Below are 26,811 nucleotides of genomic sequence, written 5' to 3'. Positions count from 1 at the left end.
CCTCCTGAGTCCAGAGTCGCACTCGAAAGGGCGTCCATGTCCCCCATCACCATCTCGGGGTTCTTCCAATGGCTGGCGGGAATCCCGCCGCTCGCGCAGATCCCGCTCATCCTCCTGGCCTTCGCGGCCGTGGTGGCGCTCATCCTCTTCTTCGTCGAGATCGCGCCCCGCCGCGGCACCGGCTACACGGTCCTCCGGCTCGCGGTCACGGTCGTCCTGCCGGTCGTCCTCCTGCTGGTGTTCGGCCTCTACAACTCCGTCCTCTGGGTCGCGGTGGTGGCCGCCGTCATCGGCGGCGCGCTGTTCCTGCTCGACTTCCGGTCCCGCAAAGGCGCGGGCTACGGACTCCAACTCATCGCGTTCATGGCACCGGCCGCCTTCTTCATCCTCATCGGCCTGATCTACCCGACGATCACGACGGCCATCAACGCGTTCATGAAGAACGACGGCTCCGGATTCGCCGGCATCGACAACTTCGTCTGGGTCTTCACCAGCCCCGACGGCATCACCGCCTTCCTGAACACGGTGGTCTGGGTGCTCCTGGCCCCCATCACGGCGACCGCGATCGGTCTCGCCTACGCGGTCTTCATCGACAAGAGCCGCGGCGAGAAGTTCTTCAAGCTGCTGGTCTTCATGCCGATGGCGATCTCGTTCGTCGGCGCGTCGATCATCTTCAAGTTCTTCTACGACGTGCGCCAGGGCGAGCAGATCGGCCTCCTCAACGGCATCCTCACCGCCTTCGGCGCCCCGCCGGTCGACTGGCTGGGACTCGAGCCGTGGAACACGCTGTTCCTCGTCGTCGTCCTCATCTGGACCCAGGCCGGATTCGCCATGACGGTGCTCTCCGCCGCCATCAAGGGCGTCCCCTCCGAGCAGCTCGAAGCGGCCTCGCTCGACGGCACCAGCGCGTGGCAGTCCTTCTGGAACGTCACCGTCCCAGGCATCCGCTCCTCGATCGTGGTCGTCCTCACGACGATCTCGATCGCGTCGCTGAAGGTCTTCGACATCGTCTCGGCGATGACCGGCGGCCGCTCCGACACCACGGTCCTCGCGTTCGAGATGGTCCGCCAGTTCCAGCTCGGCGCCCGCAGCGGCTACAGCGCGGCCCTCGCGGTCATCCTGTTCCTGCTCGTGCTCCCGATCGTCGTCTACAACGCCCGCCAGCTCGCCAAGCAGAGGGAGATCCGATGAGCGTCACGCCCACTCCGATCCAGGTTCCGGTCGACCGCAGCACCGAGCGCGCGCTCGCCCGCGGCGAGTCCAGGATCGAGGCGGCCAGCGGCAAGGTCAAGAAGGCGACGACATCGCGCGGCGCCACTCTCGCCGCGCTGATCATCGCCGTCATCTGGACCGTTCCCACCCTCGGCCTGTTCATCTCGTCGTTCCGCCCCGCGAACGACATCAAGACGACCGGCTGGTGGACGATCTTCGCCAACCCCGGCTTCACCCTCGACAACTACGCGAACGCGCTCAACTCGGGCGACAGCCTGACCCTGGGCAAGGCGTTCGTGAACTCGCTGGTCATCACGCTGCCGGCGGCGCTGATCCCGATCACGATCGCCAGCCTCGCCGCCTACGCGTTCGCCTGGATCGACTTCAAGGGCCGCAACACGCTCTTCGTCCTCGTGTTCTCGCTCCAGATCGTCCCCATCCAGATGGCGCTCGTGCCGTTGCTGCAGCTGTTCTCGGACGGCCTGCGCATCGGAGGGCTCTACATCCTCCCCGGCCTCGGGGTGAACGGGTTGGACGGCTCCTACGCGAAGGTGTGGATCGCGCACACGATCTTCGCGCTCCCGCTCGCGATCTTCATGCTCCACAACTTCATCTCCGAGATCCCCGGCGAGGTCATCGAAGCGGCACGAGTGGACGGCGCCGGACACGGCCAGATCTTCTTCCGCATCGTGCTCCCGCTCTCGGTCCCCGCCATCGCCTCCTTCGGCATCTTCCAGTTCCTCTGGGTCTGGAACGACCTGCTGGTCGCGACGGTCTTCACCTCCGGACAGGGGCTGCCGATCACGAAGGCGCTGCAGGACCTCACCGGCTCCTACGGCCAGTCGTGGGAGCTGCTCACGGCCGGCGCGTTCATCTCGATCATCGTGCCGCTCATCGTGTTCTTCTCCCTCCAGAGGTTCTTCGTCCGCGGCCTCCTCGCCGGCGCCACCAAGGGCTGACGACCTGCTCCGGCGCATCGCGGGACTCTTCCGCGACCACCGCCCCAAGCTCACGCTCACCGTGATCCTCGTGCTCGTCGGCGCCGCCCTCACGGTGGTGCCCCCGCTCCTCACTCAGCTGGCCTTCGACCGTGGGCTCTTCCCGCCAGGCGGACGCCCGGACCTCCCGGTGCTGCTCGAGCTGGTCGGCGTCATGGTGCTGGTCTGGGCGTTCTCGGCGATCCTCGGCGTCTGGCAGACCTACCTCACCGCGACCGTCGGCAACACGGTCATGGGGGAGCTGCGCATCCGCCTCTTCCGCCACCTGCAGGCGATGGAGCTCGGCTTCTTCACCCGCACCCGCACCGGCGTCATCCAGTCGCGCCTCGCCAACGACGTGGGCGGCGTGGCCAACGTGCTCACGAACACCGTCTCGAGCGTGCTGGGCAACACCGTCACCGTGATCGCGGCCGTCGTCGCGATGCTCCTGCTCTCGTGGCAGATGACGATCGTCGCCCTCGTCCTCACTCCGGTGCTCGTCGTGGCCCAGCGCCGCGTCGGCCAGGTGAGGGCGCGCATCGCGACGAAGACGCAGGAGTCGCTGTCCGAGATGACCGCGATCACCCAGGAGACCCTGAGCGTATCGGGCATCCTCCTGGCCAAGAGCTTCGGCCGCCAGGAGTCGGAGGTGACGCGCTACGCCGACGAGAACGGCCGGCAGATCGAGCTCCAGGTGCGGCAGCAGATGTCCGGCCAGTGGTTCTTCGCGATGGTGCAGATCTTCCTCTCGGTCATCCCCGTGATCGTGTACCTTGTGGCCGCCTGGCTGATCCTCGGCGGCACCACCGTCACCGCCGGAACCGTCGTGGCCTTCACCACCGTGCAGGCGCGCCTGATGTGGCCGCTCCTGGGCCTGATGCGCGTCGCGCTCGACCTGCAGACGGCCGGAGCGCTGTTCGCCCGCATCTTCGAGTACCTGGACCTGCGTCCGGCGATCACGGACAGGGCAGATGCACGCGAGGTCTCGGGCGAGCTCGGCCGGGTCGAGCTCGACGACGTCGTGTTCCGCTACCCCGACCAGGCGGAGGACGCGCGCCCGACGCTCGACCACGTCTCGGTCGCGATCGAGCCGGGCCAGTTCGTCGCCTTCGTCGGTCCCTCCGGCGCGGGCAAGACCACCATCTCGTACCTCGTCCCGCGCCTCTACGACGTGGCCGGGGGAGCGGTGCGCTTCGCCGGTACCGACGTGCGCGAGCTGCGGCAGGAGTCGCTCGTCTCGCACATCGGCATCGTCAGCCAGGAGACCTACCTCTTCCACGCGACGATCGGCGACAACCTCCGCTACGCCCGCCCGGACGCGACGCAGGAGGAGCTGGAGGCGGCCGCCCGCGCCGCGAACATCCACGCGACGATCACGTCGTTCCCCGACGGCTACGACACGCTGGTCGGCGAGCGCGGCTACCGGCTCTCCGGAGGCGAGAAGCAGCGGCTCGCGATCGCGCGCGTCCTGTTGAAGGACCCGGCGGTCCTCATCCTCGACGAGGCGACCAGCGCCCTCGACACCGTCTCGGAGCGGATCGTCCAGACCGCGCTCGACGACGCCGCCCGCGGTCGCACCACCATCGCGATCGCTCACCGGCTCTCGACCATCGTGTCGGCCGACGTCATCCACGTCGTCGAGGGCGGCCGGATCGTCGAATCGGGCACCCACCGCGAGCTGCTCGGCCTCGGCGGACTCTACGCCTCGCTCTACGCGCAGCAGACGGAGTCGGCCCTCCAGGGCTGAGCCGCGGATCGGCGGCCGCGGCCCCCGCGGGGCTACTCCCAGCCGACGCCGTCTGAGTCGCCGGGCCCCGTGCACGACGTCGGCGGAGAGCATGTGCCCCTCCCCGGTGGGGAGGCGCATCGCTCTCATCCGCCGTCGCCCGCGCCGGAGTCGGTCACTCCGCCGGCCGGTCCTCGAGCATCTGCTCCATCAGCGAGATCTCGGCCTCCTGGGCCTTCACGACGGAGGAGGCGAAGTCGGTGGCGACCGTCACGCGGCTCCGGGCGAGCAGCGCCTCGGCCATGTCGATCGCGCCGCGGTGGTGGGCGATCATCAGCTCGAGGAACATCCGGTCGAAGTCGCGGCCCGACGCGCTGCTGAGGGCGGTGATCTGGTCCGGTGTCGCGAGACCGGGCATGCTCGCGGGCACGACGCCGTCCTCGGTCCCCATCCCCATCGACGAGTGCTCGTCGGCGGCTCCGGCCAGGGTCGGCCGGCCCATCCAGGTCATCGAGGGCTCCGGAGCAGCCTGCGGCAGGCCCCACGAGTTGAGCCAGCCGAAGAGCTGCCCGGCCTGCTGCTGCTGGGTGAGCAGGATGTCCTTCGAGACGGTGAGGACCTCGTCGTCGGCGCTGCGCTCGCGGGCGATCATCGCCAGCTCGGCGCCCTGCAGGTGGTGCACCTGCATGTCGCGCGCGAAACCCGCTTCGGCGCTCGCGCTCGAGGGCGTCGCGGCGGAGGCGAACGGGGCGAGCGCGCCGAAGAGGTAGCCGCCGGCCGCCCCGAGGAGGAGCGCGACCACGGCGACCGCGGCGACGAGGATCCGGCCCCTACTGCTTGCCGGGCGCATCGATCCCTCCGGTGCAGGGGGCGCCGGGCTCCGGAGCGCTCGAGGACTGCCAGAAGCGCTCGACGAAGGCGTCGATGCGGGGGTCCTCGGGCGAGTCGATCGCGACCTGGGCGTCCCAGGCGCTCAGCACGATGGGCGACTCGAGGCCCTCGTAGGGCGAGACGACGGAGTAGGTGTCGGGCATCGCGGCGATCAGCGCGTCGACCTCGCTCTGCGGGAGCTCGGGGTCGTACGTGGCCCAGACGGCGCCGTGCTCGAGGTCGTGCACCGCGTTCTCGTTCGGGACGGGCTCGTCGTAGACGCCGCAGTTCATCCACACGGCGTTGTGCGGGCCGCCCGCCGGCGGGGTCTGCGGGTAGTCGACGGCGCCGGCGACGTGGGTGGCGTCGTTGTCGAAGGTCTGCAGGCCGTCGATCTCGCGCGCCTCGACGATCTGCTGGTTCCCGAAGACGGTGACCGCGACGATCCCGCCGACCGCGAGGACGGCCAGGGCCGACAGCGACCAGATCCAGATGCGGGAGCCGCGCTTGCGGCGGTCCTGCTCGCGCTTGTAGGCCTCGAGCTTCTCCTGTCGGGCGCGGTTCTTGGCGGACATCGTGTCTTTGGGCACGGCGGCGTCTCTCGTTCTGAGGGCGGAAGGCGCCTGGGGCGGGCGCAGGCGCCTGAGAGGCGCTCTCAGAGGATAACGAGCGAGGCTTCGGATCGGATCAATGCGCGGTCAGGGGGATCTCGATGCGCCCGAGGAGCGGGCCGCTCGATCAGCGGGATGCCCAACGGGCCCGCTCGATCCGCAGGATGCGCCGCCGCTCCGCTCAGGGGGCGAAGGTGAGCCAGAGCAGCAGGCCGTTCAGGACGATGAGGAAGACGGCGGCCAGGGCGGCGGCGAGGGTGGTGAACCAGCGGTTCGTCTGGTCGCCCATCAGGCGGCGGTCGCGCGTCAGGATCACGAGCGGCACGAGCGCGAAGGGGATGCCGAACGACAGGACCACCTGGCTGAGCACCAGCGCGCGCGTCGGGTCGAAGCCGATCGCGAGCACCAGGAGCGCCGGGATCAGCGTGACCAGACGACGGGCGACGAGCGGCACCCGCACCTGGAGCAGACCGTGCATGATCTCGGCCCCCGCGTACGCGCCGACCGAGGTCGAGGCGAGGCCGGAGGCGAGCAGGCCGACGGCGAACAGGGTCGCGACCACCGGTCCGAGCGCCGCCCCGATGGCCGCGTGGGCGCCCTCGAGGCTGTCGGTCCCGGCGACTCCCGCGAGGGAGTGCGCGGCGAGGAGCAGGATCGCGAGGTTCACGGTGCCGGCGATGGCGAGCGCGATCGTCACGTCGATCCGGGTGGCGACCAGGATCCTCCGGCGCGCGCCGACGCCCTCGACGTGGCCGAAGCGGTCGCGGGCGAGCGCGGAGTGGGCGTAGATCGCGTGGGGCATGACGGTCGCGCCGAGGATCGAGGCGGCGAGCAGCACCGACTCCGAGCCCTCGAAGCGCGGCACGAGACCGGCGACGGTCGCGCCCGCGTCCGGCGGATCGACGACCACGCCGACCGTGAAGCCGACGGCGATCAGCACCATCAGCGCCGTGATCACCCGCTCGAACGGCTGCGCCCCGCCCCGCGTCTGCACGAGCAGCAGCACCAGCGAGACCGCGCCGGTGACCACGCCGCCGGCCAGCAGCGGCAGTCCGAAGAGCAGGTTCAGCGCGATCGCGCCGCCGATCACCTCGGCCAGGTCGGTCGCCATCGCGACCGTCTCGGCCTGCAGCCAGTAGGCCCGGCGGCCCCAGCGGCCGCGCAGGCGGTCGCCGAGCAGCTCGGGGAGGCTGCGGCCGGTCATCAGGCCGAGCTTCGCCGAGAGGTACTGGATGAGCCAGGCCATCAGGTTGCCGAGCACCACCACCCAGACCAGGAGGTAGCCGAACCGGGCGCCGGCCGTCATGTTGCTGGCGACGTTGCCCGGGTCGAGGTAGGCGACTCCGGCGACCAGCGCCGGGCCGAGCAGGCGGAGGAGGTGGATGTCGGCCGGACGCCGCGGCGGTGCGGCGATCGGTGAGGTCATTCGGGGTCCGTTCCGGGTCGACCGCGGCGCTCGCGGACCCCCACGATAGGGCACCGGCGCGACCGGCGGCACTCCCCTCCCGAGACCGCTCCCTGTGCCTCCGCCCACCCCCGTCACACGCCCGCAGCCGGTTGCTACGCTGGCGGGATGAGCCTGGATCGCGCCCTTCCCGCACGCCCGGAGACCGGGATGGCCTACGCCGATTCGGTGCTCGACCTCATCGGCGACACCCCGCTGGTGAAGCTGGGTCCGGTCGCGGCGGGCGTGCAGGCGACCGTGCTGGTCAAGGTCGAGTACCTGAACCCCGGCGGCTCGTCGAAGGACCGCATCGCGACCCGCATCATCGACGCAGCCGAGCGCGACGGGCTGCTGAAGCCCGGCGGCACCATCGTGGAGCCGACCAGCGGCAACACCGGCATCGGCCTCGCCCTCGTCGCGCAGCAGCGCGGCTACCGCTGCGTGTTCGTGCTGCCGGACAAGGTGGGGGAGGACAAGCGCAACGTCCTCACCGCCTACGGGGCCGAGATCGTCGTGACGCCGACGGCCGTCGCTCCGGAGGACCCCGCCTCCTACTACTCCGTCTCGGACCGCCTCGCCCGCGAGATCCCCGGCGCCTTCAAGCCCAACCAGTACGCGAACCTCAACGGACCGCTCAGCCACTACGAGACCACGGGCCCCGAGATCTGGCGCGACACCGCCGGCCGGCTCACCCACTTCGTCGCGGGAGTCGGCACGGGCGGCACCATCAGCGGCGTCGGCCGCTACCTCAAGGAGGTGTCGGAGGGCCGCGTGCAGATCGTCGGCGCCGACCCCGAGGGCTCCGTCTACTCGGGCGGCGGCGGTCGCCCGTACCTGACCGAGGGCGTCGGCGAGGACTTCTGGCCGAGCGCGTACGACCCGAGCGTGGTCGACCGGATCATCGCCTCCAGCGACGCCGAGTCGTTCGCGATGACCCGCCGCCTCGCCCGCGAGGAGGGGCTGCTCGTCGGCGGATCGAGCGGGCTCGCCGTCTCCGTCGCGCTCAAGGCCGCCGCCGGTCTAGGGCCGGACGACGTCGTCGTCGTGCTCCTTCCGGACGGCGGGCGCGGCTACCTCGGCAAGATCTTCAACGACCGCTGGATGCGCTCCTACGGCTTCCTCGAGATGCGCGACGAGGGCACCGTCCGCGACGTGCTCCGCGCGCGGGCGGCGAGCGGGCAGGCCGACCTCCCGGCGCTCGTGCACGCTCACCCGACCGACACGATCCGCGACGCGATCGGCATCATGACCGAGTACGGCGTCTCGCAGCTGCCGGTGCTGACCGCCGAGCCGCCCGTCGTGATGGGCGAGGTCGTCGGAGCCGTCGACGAGCGCGAGCTGCTCGACCGCGTCTTCGCCGGATCCGCCTCGATGAACGACCCGCTCGGCGACTGCGTGGGCGACGCGCTCGCGCTGATCGGGCTCGGCGAGAGCATCACCGCCGCCCGCGCCGCGCTCACCGAGCGCAGCGCCCTCCTCGTCACCGACGAGGGCAAGCCCGTCGCGGTGATCACCCGACAGGACCTCCTCACCTACGCCACGGCCTGACGGCCGCCGCCTCCGCACCTCCGACCCAGGGAGCCCGCACCATGCCCAAGAAGCAGCACTTCGACACCCGCGCCATCCACGCCGGCCAGGAGTTCGATCCGACCACCGGGGCGGTCGTGCCGCCCGTCTACATGACCTCCACGTTCGTCCAGGACGGCATCGGCGGTCTCCGGGGCGGCTACGAGTACGCCCGCTCGGCGAACCCGACGCGCGACTCGCTCCAGGAGCTCATCGCCTCGCTCGAGGGCGCGGACGTCGCCTACTCCTTCTCCTCCGGCCTCGCCGCCGAGGACACCCTGCTGCGCGCCGCCCTCGCGCCCGGCGACCACGTCGTCCTGGGCAACGACGCGTACGGCGGCAGCCACCGCCTGATCGACCGGGTGCACAGCGCCTGGGGCGTGCGCAACACGGCCGTCGACATGTCGAACCTCCGCGAGGTGCAGCGGGCGATCGTCCCCGGCGAGACGAAGATGCTCTGGGTCGAGACCCCGTCGAACCCGCTGATGACCATCAGCGACATCGCCGAGCTCGCCGACCTGGCCCACGCGCACGACCTGATCGTCGTCGTCGACAACACCTTCGCCTCGTCCGCGCTGCAGCAGCCGCTGGCACTCGGTGCCGACGTGGTCGTGCACTCGACCACGAAGTACCTCGGCGGCCACTCGGACGTCGTCGGCGGCGCGCTCGCCCTGCGCTCGGGGCCGCTGGCCGAGAAGATCGCGTTCCTGCAGTTCGCGGTCGGAGCGATCTCGGGCCCGATGGACGCGTGGCTCACGGTCCGCGGCATCAAGACCCTCGGGGTGCGGATGGAGCGCCACTCCGTCAACGCGCAGGCGGTCGCCGAGTTCCTCGTCGAGCACCCGGCGGTGACGGCCGTGCACTACCCGGGCCTGCCCTCGCACCCCGGCCACGAGCTGGCGAAGCGCCAGATGTCGCGGTTCGGCGGGATGCTCTCGCTCGAGCTCGCGACGCCGCGCGCGGCCCGGAAGTTCGCCGAGTCGACCGAGCTGTTCCAGCTCGCGGAGTCACTGGGCGGCGTCGAGTCGCTGATCGGCTACCCGAGCGAGATGACGCACGCGTCGGTGAAGGGCACGCCGCTGGAGGTCTCGGAGTCGCTGGTGCGCCTCTCGGTGGGCCTCGAGGACTCGTCCGACCTGATCGCGGACCTGTCGGCGGCGCTGCCGAAGAAGTAGAGGCGGGAACGCCGCCCCGCGGGGCGGCATCTCGATGGTGCGCCCGATCCGGCCCCTGCCAGGATCGGGCGCATGACCTCCTCGCGCCGCTTCGTCGACCTCAGCCACACCGTCGCGGACGGGCTGGTGACCTACCCGGGCCTGCCCGCTCCGCGCATCCGGCCGCACCTCACGCGTGAGGCGTCCCGCGCCTCCTACGCGCCCGGCACCGAGTTCGCGATGGACGTCATCGAGATGATCGGGAACACGGGCACCTACCTCGACAGCCCGTTCCACCGCTACGAGGGCGGAGCCGATCTCGCCGCTCTCCGCCTCGAGACGCTGGTCGATCTGCCTGCCGTCGTGGTCGACGCGACCGGAGCCACCGGACGGGACATCAGTGCGGACGCGGTCGCGGGACTCGACGTCCGCGGCGCCGCCGTCCTCCTCCGCACCGGCTGGGACGCGCACTTCGCCACGCCCGGGTACGGCAGGGGCGCCCCCTTCCTCAGCGGCGAGGCGGCGGAGGCGCTCGTCGCCGCCGGCGCGGTGCTGGTCGGCATCGACTCGGTGAACATCGACGACACGGAGTCGGGCGGATCGCGGCCCGCGCACTCGGCCCTCCTCGCCGCGGGAGTGCACGTCGTCGAGCACCTCACCGGCCTCGGCGGGCTGCCGGCGACAGGGGCGCGCTTCACCGCCGTGCCGCCGAAGGTGCGGGGCTTCGGGACCTTCCCGGTGCGGGCCTTCGCGGTCGTCGACGAGCCCTGACCGGCGCAGGGCCCCCGGGCGCCTCCGGCTAACCTGGACCGATGCATCCCGCTCTCGCCGCCGTCGGCCGGCGCGTCCGGCCCCGCACGCGCCTCGCGGCGCTGGGCCGTCGTGTCCGCCCCCGCACGCGGCTGCGCTCCGCGGCCCGGGTCGTCCGCTCCGCCCCTCAGCGCCTCTCGGAGCGCCGCGCCGCCGTGATCGCCGCCCGGCCGATCGACCACCCCTCGCCCGCGCTCCGGCGCGAGCTGCTGCTGCTCGATCTGGCCAACCGCTTCTCCCGCCGCTCCGCGGTCGATCCGGCGGGCGAGGTCGTGGTGACGATGACCACGCACGGCGAGCGGCTGCAGCGGGTCCACGTGGCGCTCGAGTCCATCGCCCGCGGCGACGCCCGGCCCGCGCGCCTGGTGCTCTGGCTCGACGACCCGGCCCTGCACGCCGACCTGCCCGCGCCGCTGCGACGCCTCCGCCGCCGCGGCGTCGAGATCCGCCTGGTCGACGGCTACCGCGTGCACACGAAGTACTACCCGCACCTGCTCTCGGGCCGGGCGGGGGAGCGCGACCTCGTCACCTCCGACGACGACATCGTGTACCCGCGCACCTGGCTGAGGGGCCTGCTCGACGCCCGCTCGCGCTACCCCCGCGAGACCGTGCTCTGCTACCGCGCCCACCGGGTGGGGATCGTCGACGGCGCCGTGGCTCCGTACACGAGCTGGACGCCGGTCGCCGACACGCGCGCGTCGACCGACGTCTTCGGCACCTCCGTCTCCGGGCAGCTGCTGCCCGCCGCGCTCCTCGGCGAGATCGCCGCGCACGGGGAGGCGTTCCGCGAGATCGCCCCGGACGCCGACGACATCTGGCTGCACGTGCGCGCGGTCGACGCCGGTTACCGGATCGCGCAGATCGAGCCCCGGGCCCAGCTGTTCCCGTTCGTGCCGCGCACGCAGCAGTCCGGGCTCTACCTCGTCAACTACTGGGACGGCGGCAACGACCGCCAGGCCCGCGCGGCCTACACGCCCGAGGTGACGGCGCGGATCGCGGCGGACGCCTCCGCGAGAGGGGAGGTGCGCTGATGCGCCTGCTGTTCGTGAGCAACCTCTATCCGCCCCAGGTGCTCGGCGGATACGAGATGACCTGTGCGCGCGTCGCGGAGGCGATGGCGGCCCGCGGCCACACCGTGCGCGTGCTGACCACGCCGACCTACCTGCCGCCGGAGCCCTCGGGCGTCGAGGTGCACCGCACGTTGAGCCTGCGCACCTACTTCCCGCTGCCGCAGACGGGCGGCGAGATCGCTCAGCTGCTGCACCACGAGAGCGCCGTCTCGCGGTTCGAGAACACCCGCATCCTGCTCGAGGAGCTGCGCGACTTCGCGCCGACCCACGTGGTGGCCTTCAACCTGCTCGGGATCGGCGGCCTCGCGATGATCGACCTGCTGCGGGCGGTGGAGGCGCCGTGGATGTGGAACCTCGGCGACCGCATCCCGAACGCCCTGGTCGACGGGCTGCCCGAGCGCGTGCTCCGCGTCTACGGCGCCCAGGCCCCCGACCACTTCGACCGCGGCGAGATCGTCGCGGTCAGCCGCTCCCTCGTCGACGCGATCGAGGCCGGCGGGCTGAGCCTGGGCGAGGTCGAGGTGATCGGGCGCGGAGTGTCCGTTCCCCCCGACACCGCGGAGCCGCGGCGCTACCGCGAGGGCGGGACCACCCGGTTCACGTTCGCCGCGTCGCTCGGCGAGCACAAGGGCGTCGGGCTGGTGCTGGAGGCGGCGGCGTCTCTCGCGGAGGAGACCCGCGACTTCCGCGTGGACCTCTACGGCGACGGAGACGTGGACGGCTGGCGCGCCCGGGCGGACGAGGCGGGCCTGGCCGGCCTGGTCGAGTTCCACGGAGCGACGCCGCACGCCGAGGTGCTCGCCGCGCACGGCCGCGCCGACGCGTTCCTCTTCCCGACCTGGGCCGGAGAGGCGTTCGGCGTCGCGCCGGTCGAGGCGGCCGCGGCGGGCGCCGTGCCGATCGTGACGGCGGCCAGCGGAGTAGCGGAGTTCCTCATCGACGGCGTCGACTGCATCAAGATCACCCGCTCCGCCCCGGCGCTCCTCGAGGCGATGCGGGACGTGGCGAGCGGGGCGGTGGACCTCGAGGCGCTCGGTCGGCGGGGCCGGGCCGCGGCGCGCGGACCGCTCTCGTTCGAGCGCTCCGTCGAGCTGATCGAGGCCTCGCTCGAGCGCCGCTCCCGGCCGGGCCTCGCCGACCGCCTCGCCGACACCACCCTCGAGGCCGACATCATGGACAAGGATCTGCGGGCGATGGACGTGCTCCACCGCCGCTTCTCCGGACGGGACCACGACGATGACCACTGACCACGACTTCCTCCAGGACCCCGGCTCCGCGCCCACCCGGCTCGGCCGCGGCGGCGTCGTGCTCCGCGACGCGGTGCACCGGCTGGTCGCCCCCTGGTTCGAGCAGGCGCGGCTGCGCACGGAGGAGCTGCGCGCCGAGACGGCGGCCCTGCGCGACGAGGTGGCCGGGCTCCGCGGCGAGCTGAGCGCGGTGCAGGGCGACGTCTCCGTGCTGCGCGACGAGTCGGCGGGCCTCCGGGAGGCGCTGGACGAGCTCAGCGCGTCGGTCGCGGCCGACCGAGCCTCGTCCGAGGCGGCGGGTGCGGCGGCCGCCGAGCAGGCCGCCGACACCGCGGCGGCTCTCGGCGAGCGCGTCCGCGGGGCCGAGCTCGAACTGCGGGCGGTCACCCGGCGCCTCGCGGAGGCGCTCGACCGCTGAGGCGGCGAGGCCCGGTCCTCGCGGCGATCAGGCGGGGACCGCCGTCCGCGCGAGCAGCTCGGCGATACGACCGGTGCAGCCGCCGCAGCCCGTGCCGGCGCGGGTCGCCCGCCCGACGCAGGCGACCGTCCCGTGTCCCGCCGCAGCCGCATCGGTGATCACCGCCGCCGTCACGCCGTTGCACCAGCAGACCGTGGCATCGGGGGCGAACGGATCGCCGGTCGCCGCGGCGCCCGCATCCGGGGCGTCCAGACGCAGGAGGCTCGACCGGTCCGCCGGCAGCTCCGAGCCCCGCTCGAAGAGGAGGCTGAGCTCGGCGCCGACCCGGGGCAGACCCACCGAGACGAACCCGCGCAGCACTCCTCCTGCGGTCACGAGCTTGGCGTAGCCGCCGCGGGCGGGGTCAGCCCACAGCGTCACCTCGAGGTGCTCCTCGCCCGGGCGGTGCGGGTCCCACGGCTCCGGGGCCACGTCGCCTCCTGCCACGAGGTCGACGCCCTCGGCCTTCAGCATCACGACCGCCGGTCGGGCGTCGGGGACGCGCTCCTCGCCGCAGCGGCCCTCCGCCTCCGCCCGGATCCGTGCTGCGAGCCGGTCCGCCTGCTCCCATCCCGGACCGATCAGTCCGCTCGGTCCGCCGGGCACGCGGCCGTCGGGCAGGGCCGAGCCGCGGGGGGCGACGTGCGCGCAGTCGCCGATCGCGAAGACGTCCGGGTCGCTCCAGCTGCGCAGCTGCTCATCGACCAGGATCCCGGTCGAGACGGCGAGCTCCGCGCCCGCGGCCAGCTCGACCCGCGCACCGACACCGCACGAGAGCACCAGCAGATCCCCCTCGATCTGCTTGCCGTCAGCGCAGACGAGCGCCTGGAAGTGCGCACGGCCGCGGTCGTCGTGCGCGAGCAGGACGCTCTCGGACCGGGCGTGCGCCACCATCTCGACGCCGGCCGCGCGGGCGGCCGCGGCCAGCATCCGGCCCCCGCCCGTGTCGAGATTGCGGGCCATCGGGATGTCGCCGTGGAAGACCACCACCACCTGCGCGCCCTGCTCGGCGGCCGCGAGGGCGAACTCGATCCCGAGCACTCCCGCCCCGAGCACGACGAGGCGCGCGCCGGAGCGCACGGACTCGCGGACCACCCGGGCGTCGGCCAGGTCGCGCAGCGCCACCACCCGCTCCGGGAGGGGCCGGGAGCCCGCGTCGAGCGACTCCGGATCGGCGGCGCGCACCGTCCGCTCGCGTCGGGACCGCTCCATCCCGGCGAGGGTCGGCACGTTCGCCCGGGCGCCGGTGGCCAGGACGAGGCGGTCGTAGGGCAGCCGCTCGCCGTCGTGCAGCCGCACGACGTTCCGCGCGCGGTCGATCCCCACGACGGCCGCTCCCAGGCGCAGGACGACGCCCGCCGCCTCCGCCGCCGTCCGGTCGCCGAGGTCGAGGCGCTCGCGGGTCGCCCGGCCGACGGCGTACTCCGCGAGCAGGACACGGTTGTACGGGTCGTCGCTCTCGGCGCCGACCACCGTCAGCGCGACCAGACCGGCCCGCACGGCAGGCAGCAGCTCCTCGACGAAGCGCGAGCCGACGGGGCCATAGCCGATCAGGACGATCCGCTCGGGAGGTGTCTCAGGCATGTGCCGTCCCTTCCGCGCGGACCCAGACCCGCGTGCGCTTGAACTCGGGCATCGACGACACCGGGTCCACGACGGCCTCGGTGAGGAGGTTCGCGCACTGCTCACCCGCGTAGTGGAAGGGCAGGAACACCGTGTCGTGGCGGATGTCCGCGGTGACGCTCGCGCGGGCGCGGACCACGCCGCGCGCGTTCCCGATCGCCACAGGTGCTCCGTCGCGGACGCCGAGCCGGGAGGCGGTCGCCGGGTGGATCTCGAGCCGAGCCTCGGGGCGGGCCGCATCGAGCTCCGCGACCCGCCGGGTCTGGGTGCCCGACTGGTACTGCTGGAGGTAGCGGCCGGTCACCAGGGTCAGCTCCTCGCCGCGGTCCACGACGACGGGGACGGCGGGGATGACGGCGACCAGGCGCGCCCGGCCGTCGGGGTGCCCGAAGCGCTCAGCGAAGAGGCGCGGCGTCCCCGTGCCGCCCGCTGGGTAGGGCCAGTGGGCGGCGATCCCGGTGTCGAGCAGGGCGTGCGAGAGGCCGGAGTAGTCGGCCACGCCTCCCGCGGACGCGCGGGCCAGCTCGTCGAACACCTCCGAGGGGACGGTCGACCAGCTCGAGGGGGCGTCGAGACGGCGCGCCAGTTCGCTCATGATCCAGAGCTCGCTGCGCACTCCTGCCGGCGGGTCGATCGCCCGGCGGCGGCGGAGCACCCGGCCCTCGAGCGAGGTCATCGTGCCCTCCTCCTCCGCCCACTGCGGCACCGGGAGCACCACATCGGCCAGCGCGGCGGTCTCGGAGAGGAAGAAGTCGCAGACGACCAGCGTGTCCAGGGCCTCGAGCCCGGCGCGGACGGCGTCGGCGTCCGGAGCCGAGACGACCACGTTCGAGCCGTGCACCAGCAGGCAGTGCACGGAGCGTCCGAGCTCGGCGAGCAGGGCGGTGGCGGGCAGGCCCGGGCCGGGGATCGATTCGGGCGTCACGTCCCAGACGGCGGCGACGTGGCGCCGCGCCTCCGGATCGCGGATGGAGCGGTACCCCGGGAGCTGATCGGCCTTCTGTCCGTGCTCGCGTCCGCCCTGGCCGTTGCCCTGACCGGTGAGCGTGCCGTACCCCGACCCCTCGCGACCCACCAGGCCGAGCACGAGAGCGAGGTTGATCGCGGCGGTCGCGGTGTCGGTGCCGTCGACGTGCTGCTCGACCCCGCGGCCGGTCAGCACGAACGACCGCCCCGCGGCGAGCCGGCGCGCCAGGGAGCGGAGGAGCGAGGTCGGCACGCCCGTGACCGCGGAGGTGCGCTCCGGCCACCACGACGAGACGCTGCGGCGCAGGGCCTCGACGCCGGTCGTGCGCGCGGCGAGGTAGGCGGTGTCGGCGAGGCCCTCGGCGAAGACCAGGTGGATCAGCCCGAGGAGGAGCGGCAGATCCGTCCCGGGAGCGGGCTGCAGATGCGTGCCGGCGCCGTCCTCCGTCAGCCGCGCGGTGGCCGAGCGGCGCGGGTCGACGACCACCAGGCCGCCCCGCGAGCGGGCACCGGCGAAGTGGGCGAGAAGCGGCGGCATCGTCGCGGCGACGTTCGAGCCCAGGAGCAGGATCGTGTCGGCGTCGTCGAGGTCGGACACCGGGAACGGCAGTCCGCGATCGACGCCGAAGGCGCGGTTGCCGGCCGCCGCGGCCGAGGACATGCAGAAGCGGCCGTTGTAGTCGATCCGGGAGGTGCCGAGAGCGATCCGAGCGAACTTCCCGAGCTGGTAGGCCTTCTCATTGGTGAGGCCCCCGCCGCCGAAGACGGCCACCGCGTCGGCGCCGTGCCGCGCCCGGACGCCGCGCACCGCCCCGGCGACCGCGTCGAGCGCCTCCTCCCACGACGCCTCCGCGAGGACGCCGTCGGCGCCGCGCAGCAGCGGGGAGACCAGTCGCTGTCCGCTCGCCAGCAGCTCGGCGGAGGTCCAGCCCTTGGCGCAGAGCCCGCCCCGGTTCGTCGGGAACTCCCTCCCCTCGACCGCCACGGGTACGGGGCCCGCCGCGGGTGTCAGCGTCATCGCGCACTGCAGGGCGCAGTACGGGCAGTGGGAGTCGGTCGGGGCGGGTGCGCTCATCGTCAGATCCGGGTCCCCGTCTTCGCGGCGAGGCGGAGGTAGACGCCGGCCGTGATCGCGAGCATCACCGCATAGGCGCCGACGAACCAGCCCAGCGCCGTGGTGTAGTCGCCGAACTCGGTCTTGGAGAAGCCGAGCAGCTGGGGGATCACGAAGCCGCCGTAGGCGCCGATCGCCGAGATCAGGCCGAGCGCCGCGGCAGACGTGCGCTGGGCGCCGATGCCGTCGTCGCCGCGCTGGCGGGCGCGGAGGGCGAACACCGTGGGGATCATGCGGTAGGTCGCGCCGTTGCCGATACCGGCCGCCGAGAAGAGCACGAGGAAGCAGGCGAGGAAGAGCCAGAAGCTGCCGAGCGGCAGTGTCGCGATCACGCCGAGGATCCCGGCGCCCATGGCGACGAAGGCGAGGACCGTGACAGGCGCTCCGCCGAAGCGGTCGGCCAGACGGCCGCCGGAGGGGCGGGACAGCGAGCCCACCAGGGAGCCGAGGAACGCGAGGCCGACCGTCGCCGAGCCGACGGCGAAGCCGGAGAACTCGGGGAAGGTGTCGGCGATGAGCTTCGGGAACACGCCGGCGAATCCGATGAAGGACCCGAAGGTGCCGATGTAGAGCACGGCCAGCAGCCAGAGGTGCGGCTCGCGGAGCGCGGCGAGGGAGGCGGCGACGTCGGACTTCGCGGTCGAGAGGTTGTCCATGCGCTTGGCGGCGCCGATCATCGCCACGACGATCAGGGGGACCCAGAGGAAGCCGGCGATCGGCAGGTTCAGCGTGGCCGCGGCGCCGACGGTGATCGCGATCGGCACGACGAGCTGCGCGACGGAGGCGCCCAGGTTGCCGCCCGCGGCGTTGAGCCCCAGAGCCCAGCCCTTCTGCGCGTGCGGGTAGAAGAAGGTGATGTTCGCCATCGAGCTGGCGAAGTTGCCGCCGCCGAAGCCGGCGAGCGCGGCCACCAGGAGCATGACGCCGAACGGGGTCTCCGGATTCGAGACCGCGATGCCGAGTCCGACGCTCGGGATCAGCAGGAGGCCCGCCGACACGATCGTCCAGTTGCGGCCGCCGAAGCGGGGGACCATGAACGTGTACGGGATCCGCAGGGTGGCGCCGACGAGGCTCGGCATCGAGATGAGCCAGAAGATCTGCCCGGTGTCGAAGGCGAACCCGGCCGCCGGCAGCGAGACGACGACGACCGACCAGAGCTGCCAGACGACGAAGCCGAGGAACTCGGCGAAGATCGACCACCTCAGATTGCGAGCGGCGACGGAGCGTCCCTCCGCCTCCCACTGGGCGGGGTCCTCGGGGTTCCAGCCGTCGATCCAGCGGCCCGGCCGTCGGATGATGCCGGTGGATGTGGCGGCGGTCGTGGGGACGGTGGTCGGGGGTGCAGCAGTCATCGTGGTCCTCCGGAGGGTGGGCGGCGCGCGCGAGGGCGCGCTCGGGACGGGGAGGTGGAGCGGTGGTGGTGCGGGGAGGAGGCGTCAGGCGTTGCGCCCGAACAGCTCCGAGACGATGTCGACCAGCTCGCGGGCGGGCGGATCGACGGCGGTGAGGAGGGGAGCGGAGGCGAGGTCGGCCCCCGCGGAGGCGGCCAGGCCGGCGAAGTAGCCGGGCGCGAGCAGGTAGGTGGCGACCACGACGCGCGCGCCGGGGTGGGCGGCGCGCTCGGCGGCGACCGCCTCCGCGATCCGCGGCTCGGCGGCCGAGATGAACGAGGTGCTCACCTCGCGGCCGAGCTCGGCGGCGAGGAGGCGGCCGGTGGTCCAGCAGTCCGCGACGGCACCGGCGTCGCTCGAGCCGGCAGCGGCGAGCACGACGCGGTCGCCGTCGTCGAGCCCTGCCTCGTGGAGCCGGCGGGCGAGCACGCGCGCCAGGCGGGGATCGGGTCCGAGCGCGCCCGAGACCCGCACCGGCCGCTCCGCCTCCGCCGCGGCCTCGGCGAGGTCGACGTGCACGTGGTAGCCGGCCGAGAGCAGCAGCGGCACGACCACCGCCGGCCGCCCCGACTCGAGAGAACCCAGGGTCGCGGGGACGTCGGGCTGCTGCACGTCGACGAAGGAGTCGAGCACGTCCAGCGCCGGGTTGGCCCGGCGGACCGCCTCGACCAGCGCGGCGACGGCACGCCTCCCGTCGTCGTCGGAGGTCCCGTGGGACGCGGCGACCAGAGCGGTCCGCTGGGCGACCTCGATCGTGCCGTCGCTCTCGCGCACCTGCCAGGTGGCGAGGTGCAGCTCCGCTCGTGTGAAGCAGGCGCCGGTCTCGAGGTCGAAGACGTCCTTGTGCAGGGGGGAGGCGATCGTGGGCCGCTGCACCCCGTCGACCAGACGCGAGCCGACGATGCCGCGTGAGAGCACGGCGGCGCCGGTCGCGGGGTCGAGGTTCGAGACGGCCCGCACCCGCCCGTCGGGCAGGAGGAACAGGGCGAGCTGCACACCGCCGACCAGGGCGGCCTCGCCCCAGAGCGGCTCGAGGTCGCCGACGGCGCAGACCGGCACCCAGGTGGTGGCGGTCGCGGGGGCGAGCCGATCGAGGAGGGTCATCGCTGCGCCTTCTTCCTGCGGGTGGGCCACCGCATCCGGTCGGACGCGATGAGGCAACGGTAGGGATCGCGCGTTTCGTGCGAGCACGCCTCCGGTGTCACGGGCGTAACGAAGCCCTCACGGCCTGCGGCGCTCGCCGAGAGGCGCGCGTCACACGCTGTTACACAGGGGCAACGGCGGGGAAACGGGCCGTCCCTACGGTGGACGTCATGACTCCTGGAGCGAACCCCGCCGCCCGGCCCCGACGCGTGCTCGTCGTCGGAGCGGGACCCGCCGCGCACCGCCTGGTCGACGCGCTCGTCGCCCGGGCAGGCGACGAGGCGCTGGAGATCACCGTCCTCGGCGAGGAGGTGCACCGTCCCTACGACCGCGTCGCACTCTCGAAGCGCCTCGACGGCGAGCACGACCTGACTCTGGGCGACGGCGCTCTGTGGGAGTCGGCGCGGCTGATCACCTCCTCCCGTGTCGTCGCGATCGATCCCGACCGCCTGCGCGTCGAGCTCGCGGACGGCCGCTCCCTCGAGGGCGACGAGATCGTCCTGGCGACGGGCTCCTCCGCCACGGTCCCGCCGATCGAGGGCGCCGAGCACGGCCGCGTCTACCGCACGCTCGAGGACGTGGACGGGCTCGTCGCCGAGCTCGCCGCGTTCCGCGCCCGGCGCGGCCGCCCCGCGATCGTGGTCGTGGTCGGCGGCGGTCTGCTCGGCCTCGAGGCGGCGGGAGGCGCTCACCGTCTCGGTGCGCGCACCGCCCTCGTCCACTCCGGCCGCTGGCTGATGAGCGCGCAGCTCGACGAGGGCGCCGGGCAGGCCCTCGGCCGCATCATCTCGGCGCAGGGGATCGCGCTGCACCTCGGCAACCGGCCCACCGCGATCCTCACCTCGCCGACAGGGACGGTGCTCGGCGTCACGCTGACCGACGGCAGCAGCATCAGCGCCGATCTCGTGGTCTTCTCCATCGGGATCACGGCGCGCGACGAGCTCGCCCGGGCGGCCGGGATCGAGGTCGCACCGCGCGGAGGCGTGGTCGTCGACGAGGCCTGCCGCACCAGCAGGGCGGGAGTCTGGGCCATCGGCGAGGTCGCCGCGATCGACGGCCGCACCGTCGGGCTCGTCGCACCCGCCAACGCGATGGCGGAGGTTGTCGCCGACCGGATCCTCGGCGGCGACGCGACCTTCCCGGGGGTCGACGACGCCACCAAGCTCAAGCTCTCGGGCGTGGAGGTCGCCAGCTTCGGCGACGCCCTCGGCACCACGGAGGGAGCGCTCGAGGTCGTCTACGCCGATCCGGCCCGCGGTCTCTACCAGAAGGTCGTCGTCTCGGACGATGCGCGCACGCTGCTCGGCGGGATGTTCGTCGGCGACGCGGGCCCCTACTCCTCCCTCCGCCCGCTGCTGGGGCGCGAGCTGCCGGCCGAGCCCGGCGCCTACCTCGCGGCGGCGGGGGCGGAGGCGCCCTCGGGCGACCTTCCGGACGACGCCCAGGTCTGCTCGTGCAACAACGTCTCGGTCGGCGAGGTCCGCCACGCGATCGGCGAGGGGTGCACCGAGCTGGGGCCGCTCAAGGCCTGCACCCGCGCGGGCACCCAGTGCGGATCGTGCGTGCCCCTGGTGAAGAAGCTGCTCGACACGGAGCTGATCCGTGCGGGCGTCGAGGTCTCCCGCGCCCTCTGCGAGCATGTGGCGCTCAGCCGCAGCGAGCTGTTCGAGTCGGTCCGCATCCTCGGGCTGCACTCGGCCGAGCAGGTGATGGAGCGCTTCGGCTCCGGGCTGGGCTGCGACGTGTGCAAGCCGGTGATCGCCTCCGTCCTCGCCACCCAGACGAACGCCTACATCCTCGACGGCGGCCAGGCGCCGCTGCAGGACACCAACGACCGCGCCCTGGCCAACATGCAGAAGGACGGCACCTACTCCGTCGTCCCGCGGATCCCCGGAGGCGAGATCACGCCGGCGAAGCTCAAGGTGATCGCCGAGGTCGCCGAGCAGTACGGCCTCTACACGAAGATCACCGGCGGGCAGCGGATCGACATGTTCGGCGCCCGCCTCGAGCAGCTGCCCGAGATCTGGCGCCTCCTCGTCGACGCCGGCTTCGAGTCGGGTCAGGCGTACGGCAAGTCGCTGCGCACGGTCAAGTCGTGCGTCGGATCGACCTGGTGCCGCTTCGGAGTCCAGGACGCGGTCGGGATGGCGGTCTTCCTCGAGGAGCGGTACCGGGGTCTCCGCTCGCCGCACAAGTTCAAGCTCGGGGTCAGCGGCTGCGCCCGCGAGTGCGCCGAGGCGCGGGGGAAGGACATCGGCGTCATCGCGAGCGACCTCGGCTGGAACCTCTACGTCGGCGGCAACGGCGGCTACCAGCCGGCGCACGCCCAGCTGCTCGCGCAGGACCTCGACGACGAGACCCTGGTGCGCTACATCGACCGCTACGTCATGTACTACGTGCGCACGGCCGAGCGGCTCCAGCGCACCGCCCGCTGGCAGGAGGAGCTCCCCGGCGGACTCGAGCACGTGCGCGAGGTGGTCTGCGAGGACTCGCTCGGCATCGCCGCCGAGCTGGAGGCCGCCATGGCCACGCACGTCGACACCTACGTCGACGAGTGGGCGGCGACCCTCGCCGATCCCGACCGGCTCCGCCGCTTCCGCTCCTTCGTGAACGCCCCGGACACCGCGGATCCGCGCGTCGCGACCGTGCGCGAGCGCGGGCAGGTCCGGCCCGCCGGCCGGGACGAGAGACCGGACGGACCCGTGCTGGTCGCGGGGCCGAGGATCCCCGTCGGTCCGGCCGGGATCGGATCGGACTCGTGATGCAGCTCTCCCTCGACCTCGCCGGACGCCGTGTGCTCGTGATCGGCACCGCCTCCGGGACCCGCCGCGTGCTCGCCCGCTACCGAGCCGCCGGCGCACTCGTCGAGCGGCACGAGGCGGAGGACGCGCTCACCCCGGCGCCCCCGGCCCTGATCGTGTGGGTGGAGGGGCCGGCGCCGCTCCGAGCAGCGGCGGCCGAGCTCTGCCCCTGGATCGTCGACGAGGCCCCCGCGCCGACCCGGCCGGTCGGGCACGTCAGCATCGTCGGCGGCGGCCCCGGCGATCCGGATCTGATGACCCTCGCCGCCCGCCGCGCCCTCCGCGACGCGGACGTGGTGCTCTACGACCGGCTCGGTCCGCACGAGGGCCTGGCCGAGTGGGCGCCCGGCGCCGAGCTGATCGACGTCGGCAAGACGCCGGGTCATCACGCGGTGCCGCAGCACGAGATCGAGCGGCTGATGATCGAGCGGGCCCTCGCGGGTCTGGACGTCGTGCGCCTGAAGGGCGGCGATCCGTTCGTGTTCGGCCGCGGGTCGGAGGAGGTGCGCGCGTGCCGGCTGGCCGGCGTCGGCTCCACGGTCGTCCCCGGAGTGACCAGCGCGATCTCGGTGCCCGCCGCCGCCGGGATCCCGGTCACCCATCGCGAGGTCAGCAGGGCCTTCACCGTGGTCTCGGGCCATGCGCCGTTCAGCGAGCAGGAGCTCGGCCATCTGGCCGGGCTGGGCGGGACGATCGTGGTGCTGATGGGCGTGAACACCCTCCCGCACCTCGTCGCCGGGCTGCAGCGCGCGGGGATGCGCGCCGACACGCCCCTCGCGATCGTCGAGCGGGGCTGGTCGCGCGACCAGCGCACGACGGTCTCGTCGGTCGGCGGAGTGCTCGGCCTGCTCGCCGAGCTGGCACCGCGCTCGCCCGCCGTGATCGTCATCGGCGAGGTGGTCCGGCAGGCCGCGTGCCATGATGCGGGGGACCCCGAGAGCATCGCCCGAGCGGTCGATGCACTGACCGCGTGAGATCTCGAGGGGGCCGAGCATGACCGGCACCGATCCCGACGCCGCCGTGGGGTTCCGACCCGACCAGCTGGACGGCTTCCGCATCGGGGTCACCTCCGACCGCCGCTCCGAGGACCTGATCGCCGCGTTCGAGCGCCGCGGTGCCGCCGTGACGCACGCCCCCACCATCCGCATGCGCGGCGTCGACACCGAGGGCGCGCTCGAGGAGGAGACCCGCGCCATCGTCGCCGCCCGTCCCGACGTGCTCCTCGCCACCACCTCCTACGGCCTGCGGCGCTGGCTCGAGGCCGCGGACGCCGCGGGGATCGAGCTGGCCGACGCGCTGTCCTCCGCGCGGATCCTCGTCCGCGGGCCCAAGGCGCGCGGAGCGATCCGTGCGGCGGGTCTCGACGACCACGGGATGAGCGAGCGCGAGACGACCACCTCCCTCGTCGACCTGGCTCTGCGCGAGGGCGTCGCCGGCCGCACGATCGCGGTGCAGCTGCACGGATTCACCGACCCGGCTCAGCTGCAGCGTCTCTGCGACGCCGGCGCCCGGGTGCTCACGGCCGCGCCCTACCGTTGGAGCGTGCACGAGGACTCCGCCCGGGTGCTGCGGCTGATCGACGCGGTCTGCGGAGGGGGCATCGACGCCGTCACCTTCACCAGCGCGCCGGCGGTGGAGGCGCTCTTCACGGTCGCGGAGGCCGCGGGCCGCCTCGACGACCTCCAGGCGGCCTTCCGCGAGACGGTGGTCGCCGCCGCCGTCGGCCCGGTGACCGCAGCACCCCTGGTCGAGGCAGGGATCCTCCCGGTCGTGCCGGACCGGTTCCGGATGGGCGCGCTCATCCGCCTGACCTGCGAGCACCTCGAGCAGGCGTCGCCCCGCATCGAGACGGCCTTCGGCACTCTCGAGCTCCGAGGCCGGCACGCGGTCCTGGCCGGGACCCGGGTTGCGCTGACCCCGGTCGCGCTCGCGCTGTTCCGGACTCTCGTCGCCGCCGAGGGCGCGACCGTCGCGCGTCACGTCCTCGCGGCCTCCGCGCCGGAGGCTCTCGACGACCACGCGGTCGACGTCGCCGTCAGCCGCCTCCGTCAGGCCCTCCCCGAACCGCGGCTCGTGGCGACGGTGATCAAGCGCGGCTACCGGCTCGCGACCCCGCTCTGAGCGGCGGCGCAGTGCGGCTGCGGCCCTCTCCACGCGCGTTCGCGCGGCTCCAGGGGTCGATCGGAGGAGGCCGCGACTCCGCTCGTTCGGCACACGCCGCTCACCACGAGTGGACGCGCGACGGGGGCGACGCGACCGAGGTCGCGGACGGGCGACCGCTCGAGGCCGCGCCGGGCGCGGTGCCACACTGAGCGCGTGGGCAGGCTGAGGGTCGTCGTCGCGCCCGACTCCTTCAAGGGGTCGGCGAGCGCGGTCGAGGTCGCGCGGGCGATCGCCGAGGGCTGGAGCGCTGCGCGCGCGGGGGACGAGATCGTCCTCGCGCCGATGGCCGACGGGGGAGAGGGCACCGTCGAGGCCTTCGCGCTCGCGGTCCCGGGGTCGCTTCGGCGGCCGGTCGTCGTGCCCGGCCCGGACGACCGGCCGGTCCGCGCCTGGTGGCTGCTGCTCCCCGACGGGACAGCCGTCGTCGAGCTCGCCTCCACGAGCGGCATCACGCTGCTCGACCCGCTCCGACCGCTCACCGCGCACACGCGCGGCTTCGGCCGCGCGATCGCCGCCGCCCTTGACGCGGGGGCGCACGCCCTGCTGCTGGCGATCGGCGGCAGCGCCTCGACCGACGGCGGAGTCGGAGCGCTCCGCGAGCTCGGCGCACGCTTCTCCACCACCTCCGGCCGCGACCTCGGCGAGGGAGGCGGTGCGCTGCCCGCGCTCGCCGCCGCCGACGTCCGCGGGCTGCGTCCTCTGCCGCCCGGAGGCGCGGTCGTGCTCAGCGACGTCGCGACCCCGCTGCTCGGCGACTCCGGGGCGGCCCGCGTCTTCGGACCGCAGAAGGGGGCCGGCCCCGAGGACGTCCTCCTCCTCGAGAGCGGCCTCCGCCGTCTCGCTGCGCACCTGGACGCGGATCCCGATGCGCCGGGCTCCGGGGCGGCGGGCGGGACGGGCTTCGGGCTGCTCGCCTGGGGCGCGCGCCCGACCTCCGGCGCCGACGCCGTCGGACGGGCGATCGGGCTCCCGGCGCTCCTCGCGGGCGCGGACGTCGTCATCACGGGGGAGGGGCGCTTCGACGCGCAGTCCGCCGCCGGCAAGGTCCCGGTGCACGTCCTCGCGCTCGCCGAGGCGGCCGGGGCGCGGACGCTCCTCGTCGCCGGGGCGATCGCGGCGCCGACTCCCGGCTTCACCGCTGCGGTGTCGCTGACGGAGGCGGCGGGCTCCTCGTCCGCGGCCCTCGCGGACCCGTTCCCGCACCTGCGCGCCGTCGCCCGGGAGTGGGCCGCGCAGCTCCTCTGACCGTTCGCGGTGTCGGTGGTCGGGCGTACCGTCCGGGCATGCCCCGAGATGCGATCCGACCACCACATCTTGTGGTCGAGCCGCCGCGCGGACCCCACCGGTCGGGCATGCCGACACGCCGTGGCGCGTTGTACACAGTGAACGGGATCCTTCTGTCCACACCTGTGGATGGTTCGTCCGGATCCGCGTCCTCCCGCGGTTCCACGGGCTCCGGCCTGTGGATGAACGGGGGAGGAACCGGTGGATAACTACACGGCTGTAACTACTACGTCTAGTGGGCTGACACCGGCCCGCCCCCTATATGTAGTATTGCTGAGCAGGTCGGAGCGAGAGCCCCACCGGCACCCAGAACTCACCCGGACCACCCTCCGACCCCGCCCGCATCGCGGGCCGCCGGTCGGGGAGCGGCACCGGGACACCCCCTCCGAAAGGCGACACCCATGGCTGTGACGGTCTACACCAAGCCCTCCTGCGTCCAGTGCACCGCGACGTACCGCGCCCTCGACAGCAAGGGCATCGACTACGAGGTGTTCGACCTCTCCGTGGACGAGAAGGCCCTCGAGGCCGTCAAGGCCCTCGGCTACCTCCAGGCGCCGGTCGTCATCACGGACGACGACCACTGGTCCGGCTTCCGCCCCGACAAGATCGCGACCCTCTGAGGCGCACGGACGGCGATCCGCGGCGTCGTCGGCGGACGCCGTAGCGCCGCTGCGGCCTCCTCCTCCGCCTTGCGGCTCACCGCGCAGCCGCCTCAGAGGCGGGACCGAGAACAGCAGCTGACGGGGAGAGGGGCCGAAGGATGAGCGGGCTCGTGTACTTCTCCAGCAGCTCGGGGAACACGCACCGGTTCATCGAGAAGCTCGGACGGCCGGCGCAGCGCATCCCGCTCCACGCCCGCCGCGACGGAGCCGCCCTCGACACGCTCCACGTCCACGAGCCGTACGTGCTCGTCCTCCCCACCTACGGCGGCGGCAACGGCGGGGGAGCGGTCCCCAAGCAGGTCATCCGGTTCCTCAACGATCCGTGCAACCGCTCCCTGATCCGCGGCGTCATCGGCGCCGGCAACACGAACTTCGGCGAGGCGTACTGCCTCGCCGGCGACATCATCGCCCGCAAGTGCGAGGTGCCGCACCTCTATCGATTCGAAGTATTCGGAACACCCGACGACGTCCGCGCCGTCGACGAAGGATTGGACACGTTTTGGACGCAGCAGTGATCGAC

At 73.2% G+C, this 26,811-nt stretch carries 21 protein-coding genes and 1 pseudogene; 15 read left to right on the top strand and 7 right to left on the bottom strand.

The genetic code is table 11. From position 1 onward, the window contains the following. Positions 1-36 precede the first annotated feature (36 nt). The 3 genes and pseudogenes from C5C46_RS14350 to C5C46_RS14340 form a co-directional block, all read left to right on the top strand. Entirely contained in the window at positions 37-1,191 is a 1,155-nt protein-coding gene (locus tag C5C46_RS14350) for a carbohydrate ABC transporter permease (RefSeq protein ID WP_181027270.1), read from the top strand. After that, positions 1,188-2,171, top strand: coding sequence for a carbohydrate ABC transporter permease (locus tag C5C46_RS14345; RefSeq protein ID WP_104224339.1), 984 nt, complete (start codon positions 1,188-1,190; stop codon positions 2,169-2,171). Before C5C46_RS14350 ends, C5C46_RS14345 begins: the two co-directional genes overlap by 4 nt. Next, positions 2,155-3,936 (top strand): annotated as a pseudogene (locus tag C5C46_RS14340) (ABC transporter ATP-binding protein); the annotation flags it as partial. The gene C5C46_RS14345 and the pseudogene C5C46_RS14340, both read left to right, overlap by 17 nt. 154 nt (positions 3,937-4,090) lie before the next feature. Here C5C46_RS14340 and C5C46_RS14335 read toward each other — a convergent pair. From C5C46_RS14335 to C5C46_RS14325, 3 genes are all read right to left on the bottom strand, one after another. Further along, positions 4,091-4,765 (bottom strand): DUF305 domain-containing protein, encoded by a 675-nt coding sequence (locus C5C46_RS14335; protein ID WP_104224341.1) that lies wholly within the window; start codon positions 4,763-4,765, stop codon positions 4,091-4,093. Next, on the bottom strand, positions 4,746-5,375 hold the full coding sequence (locus C5C46_RS14330) for a DUF3105 domain-containing protein (protein WP_244230507.1): 630 nt from the start codon (positions 5,373-5,375) through the stop codon (positions 4,746-4,748). The genes C5C46_RS14335 and C5C46_RS14330 overlap by 20 nt, the downstream gene beginning before the upstream one ends. 202 nt (positions 5,376-5,577) lie before the next feature. Further along, complete coding sequence (locus C5C46_RS14325; protein ID WP_104227179.1) at positions 5,578-6,822, bottom strand: Nramp family divalent metal transporter; 1,245 nt, start codon at positions 6,820-6,822, stop codon at positions 5,578-5,580. 189 nt (positions 6,823-7,011) lie between these two features. Here C5C46_RS14325 and C5C46_RS14320 point away from each other — a divergent pair, with 189 nt between their 5' ends. The 6 genes from C5C46_RS14320 to C5C46_RS14295 all read left to right on the top strand — a co-directional run bounded on the left by C5C46_RS14320 (position 7,012) and on the right by C5C46_RS14295 (position 13,105). Continuing rightward, positions 7,012-8,388 carry a cystathionine beta-synthase gene (locus C5C46_RS14320; protein ID WP_104227178.1) on the top strand — a complete coding sequence of 459 codons (1,377 nt, stop codon included), beginning with the start codon at positions 7,012-7,014 and terminating at the stop codon, positions 8,386-8,388. A gap of 41 nt (positions 8,389-8,429) precedes the next feature. Continuing rightward, entirely contained in the window at positions 8,430-9,581 is a 1,152-nt protein-coding gene (locus C5C46_RS14315) for a cystathionine gamma-synthase (RefSeq protein WP_104224345.1), read from the top strand. A 72-nt stretch (positions 9,582-9,653) separates the two neighbouring features. Then, complete coding sequence (locus C5C46_RS14310) at positions 9,654-10,331, top strand: cyclase family protein (RefSeq protein WP_104227177.1); 678 nt, start codon at positions 9,654-9,656, stop codon at positions 10,329-10,331. A gap of 41 nt (positions 10,332-10,372) precedes the next feature. Beyond that, positions 10,373-11,401 (top strand): glycosyltransferase, encoded by a 1,029-nt coding sequence (locus tag C5C46_RS14305; RefSeq protein WP_104227176.1) that lies wholly within the window; start codon positions 10,373-10,375, stop codon positions 11,399-11,401. Continuing rightward, positions 11,401-12,687 (top strand): glycosyltransferase, encoded by a 1,287-nt coding sequence (locus tag C5C46_RS14300; RefSeq protein ID WP_104224348.1) that lies wholly within the window; start codon positions 11,401-11,403, stop codon positions 12,685-12,687. Before C5C46_RS14305 ends, C5C46_RS14300 begins: the two co-directional genes overlap by 1 nt. Continuing rightward, positions 12,677-13,105: a hypothetical protein gene (locus C5C46_RS14295; protein WP_104227175.1), complete on the top strand. Its 429-nt coding sequence runs from the start codon at positions 12,677-12,679 to the stop codon at positions 13,103-13,105. The genes C5C46_RS14300 and C5C46_RS14295 overlap by 11 nt, the downstream gene beginning before the upstream one ends. Before the next feature lie 27 nt (positions 13,106-13,132). Here the strand turns inward: C5C46_RS14295 and C5C46_RS14290 are convergent, their stop codons facing one another. From C5C46_RS14290 to nirD, 4 genes are all read right to left on the bottom strand, one after another. Continuing rightward, the gene (locus C5C46_RS14290) at positions 13,133-14,728 is read right to left on the bottom strand and encodes an NAD(P)/FAD-dependent oxidoreductase (RefSeq protein ID WP_104227174.1); all 1,596 of its coding nucleotides are present in this window, start codon (positions 14,726-14,728) and stop codon (positions 13,133-13,135) included. Next, entirely contained in the window at positions 14,721-16,808 is a 2,088-nt protein-coding gene (locus C5C46_RS14285) for a molybdopterin oxidoreductase family protein (protein ID WP_104227173.1), read from the bottom strand. Before C5C46_RS14285 ends, C5C46_RS14290 begins: the two co-directional genes overlap by 8 nt. Positions 16,809-16,810: 2 nt before the next feature. Continuing rightward, positions 16,811-18,199, bottom strand: coding sequence for an MFS transporter (locus C5C46_RS14280; protein WP_104224352.1), 1,389 nt, complete (start codon positions 18,197-18,199; stop codon positions 16,811-16,813). An 84-nt stretch (positions 18,200-18,283) separates the two neighbouring features. Beyond that, positions 18,284-19,342, bottom strand: a complete 1,059-nt coding sequence (gene nirD, locus C5C46_RS17375) for a nitrite reductase small subunit NirD (protein ID WP_104227172.1) — start codon at positions 19,340-19,342, stop codon at positions 18,284-18,286. A 209-nt stretch (positions 19,343-19,551) separates the two neighbouring features. Here nirD and nirB point away from each other — a divergent pair, with 209 nt between their 5' ends. The 6 genes from nirB to nrdI all read left to right on the top strand — a co-directional run bounded on the left by nirB (position 19,552) and on the right by nrdI (position 26,806). Then, positions 19,552-22,143 (top strand): nitrite reductase large subunit NirB, encoded by a 2,592-nt coding sequence (gene nirB, locus C5C46_RS14270; protein ID WP_104227192.1) that lies wholly within the window; start codon positions 19,552-19,554, stop codon positions 22,141-22,143. After that, positions 22,143-23,156, top strand: coding sequence for a uroporphyrinogen-III C-methyltransferase (gene cobA / locus C5C46_RS14265; RefSeq protein WP_104227191.1), 1,014 nt, complete (start codon positions 22,143-22,145; stop codon positions 23,154-23,156). Before nirB ends, cobA begins: the two co-directional genes overlap by 1 nt. 19 nt (positions 23,157-23,175) lie before the next feature. Beyond that, on the top strand, positions 23,176-24,303 hold the full coding sequence (locus C5C46_RS14260; RefSeq protein WP_104227171.1) for a uroporphyrinogen-III synthase: 1,128 nt from the start codon (positions 23,176-23,178) through the stop codon (positions 24,301-24,303). Positions 24,304-24,507: 204 nt separating this feature from the next. After that, positions 24,508-25,590, top strand: coding sequence for a glycerate kinase (locus tag C5C46_RS14255; protein WP_104227190.1), 1,083 nt, complete (start codon positions 24,508-24,510; stop codon positions 25,588-25,590). Positions 25,591-26,030: 440 nt separating this feature from the next. After that, positions 26,031-26,249: a glutaredoxin-like protein NrdH gene (gene nrdH / locus C5C46_RS14250; RefSeq protein WP_068255139.1), complete on the top strand. Its 219-nt coding sequence runs from the start codon at positions 26,031-26,033 to the stop codon at positions 26,247-26,249. A gap of 140 nt (positions 26,250-26,389) precedes the next feature. After that, complete coding sequence (gene nrdI, locus C5C46_RS14245; protein ID WP_104224357.1) at positions 26,390-26,806, top strand: class Ib ribonucleoside-diphosphate reductase assembly flavoprotein NrdI; 417 nt, start codon at positions 26,390-26,392, stop codon at positions 26,804-26,806. Positions 26,807-26,811: the final 5 nt, after the last annotated feature.

The organism is Rathayibacter sp. AY1E6, from assembly GCF_002931115.1.
Taxonomy (GTDB): domain Bacteria; phylum Actinomycetota; class Actinomycetes; order Actinomycetales; family Microbacteriaceae; genus Rathayibacter.
Note: the sequence above shows the minus strand (reverse complement) of the source record. Positions and strands in the feature narration are given on the sequence as shown.